Source organism: Candidatus Infernicultor aquiphilus (genome assembly GCF_002784285.1).
In the GTDB taxonomy this organism is placed as follows: Bacteria; Atribacterota; Phoenicimicrobiia; order Phoenicimicrobiales; family Phoenicimicrobiaceae; genus Infernicultor; species Infernicultor aquiphilus.
Map to the genome: position 1 here is coordinate 1 of NZ_PFKO01000046.1, position 1,305 is coordinate 1,305.

Below are 1,305 nucleotides of genomic sequence, written 5' to 3' on the forward strand. Positions count from 1 at the left end.
CCTAACTCAACAGCTGTTTCTCTACCAAAAATAGATAGAAAAACTTTCAGTTTACTTTTTTCATAATCCACTTCTTTAACTTTTCCAGCGTAACCAGTAAATGGACCGATGATAATTCTAATATTTTCTCCTACTTCAATATCTAACTTAGGTACTTTTTCACCTTTTCCCATCTGTTTTAATATATTATCTATTTCACTTTCTTTTAAAGGTACTGGTTTACCTCCCGAGCCTACAAATCGAGTAATCCCTGGAGTATTTCTAACTACTTGCCAGGAATCATTATTTAATATCATTTCTACTACTACATATCCTGGGAATACTTTTTTCTGTACATATTTTCTTTTACCAGATTTTACTTCTAAGACTTTTTCAGTAGGTATTAACACTTGAAAAATCTGATCTTGCATTCCCATGGACTTAACTCTTTGCTCTAAATTTACTTTTACTTTATTCTCATAACTTGAATAAGTATGTACTACATACCATTTTTTTTTATTTGAAGCCATTACAACTAATTAACTCTCTTCCTTTTAACATAAAATAGCAAATATTCATTAGATTTTACTTCATAAATAAAGTTAATATTTTGGTAAAAACTAAATCAATCAATCCAATAAAAACAGAGGCAATAATTATTGTAAAAACAACCACAATTGTGCTATTTTTTAGTTCTTTCCGACTAGGCCAGATGACTTTTTTTAATTCAGCTATAGCTTCTTTTATAAAATTAATTATTTTATTAAAAAACTTTTTTGATTTCATCTTACTCCTAATTTGCTTATTATATTTTTCTCTTTATAATAAAATAAAAAAATGGCAGGCCCGGCAGGATTTGAACCTGCAACACCTGGATTTGGAGTCCAGTGCTCTGCCGTTAGAGCTACGGACCTTAATATTATTTATATAAAATTATCCAATTATATATATTTATTTTATTTCCTTATGTAAAGTATGAGTTTTACAAAACTTACAATATTTTTTTAGTTCTATTCTTTTTAGAGTATTTTTCTTATTCTTATATTTATTGTAATTTCTATTTTTGCACTCATTACAAGCTAAAACTATTCTTTCCCTCATTAAAATATCTCCTCATAAAATCGCACAAGACTAAATCTACCATACTTTATATCTAGTGTCAAGAAATAATTTAGTATATAGTATATAGTGAATAATATTTAGTAATAAAACGAAAAATGAAAAGCGCAAAATGCAAAGCTATAACTCAAAATTAAAAATTGAAAGAAAAAGTTTTGAGTTTTTAATTATGGTTTTTCGCTTTTTTTCATTATTTTATTCTCGTAG

At 26.7% G+C, this 1,305-nt stretch carries 3 protein-coding genes and 1 tRNA gene; all 4 read right to left on the bottom strand.

All coding sequences use genetic code 11. The features are described 5' to 3' along the window. Positions 1 to 509 (bottom strand): transcription termination/antitermination protein NusG (gene nusG / locus COZ07_RS01430; RefSeq protein ID WP_406606819.1); only part of this gene is annotated, 509 nt, incomplete at its 3' end. Between the two features lie 55 nt (positions 510 to 564). Further along, complete coding sequence (secE, locus tag COZ07_RS01435; protein WP_406606820.1) at positions 565 to 765, bottom strand: preprotein translocase subunit SecE; 201 nt, start codon at positions 763 to 765, stop codon at positions 565 to 567. Between the two features lie 52 nt (positions 766 to 817). Beyond that, positions 818 to 893, bottom strand: a tRNA-Trp gene (locus COZ07_RS01440). A gap of 37 nt (positions 894 to 930) precedes the next feature. Beyond that, the gene (gene rpmG, locus COZ07_RS01445; protein ID WP_406606821.1) at positions 931 to 1,080 is read right to left on the bottom strand and encodes a 50S ribosomal protein L33; all 150 of its coding nucleotides are present in this window, start codon (positions 1,078 to 1,080) and stop codon (positions 931 to 933) included. Positions 1,081 to 1,305: the final 225 nt, after the last annotated feature.

Coding starts and splice junctions, on each gene's coding strand:
- secE (WP_406606820.1), bottom strand. CDS start 765: ATGAAATCAAAAAAGTTTTTTAATAAAATAATTAATTTTATAAAAGAA.
- rpmG (WP_406606821.1), bottom strand. CDS start 1,080: ATGAGGGAAAGAATAGTTTTAGCTTGTAATGAGTGCAAAAATAGAAAT.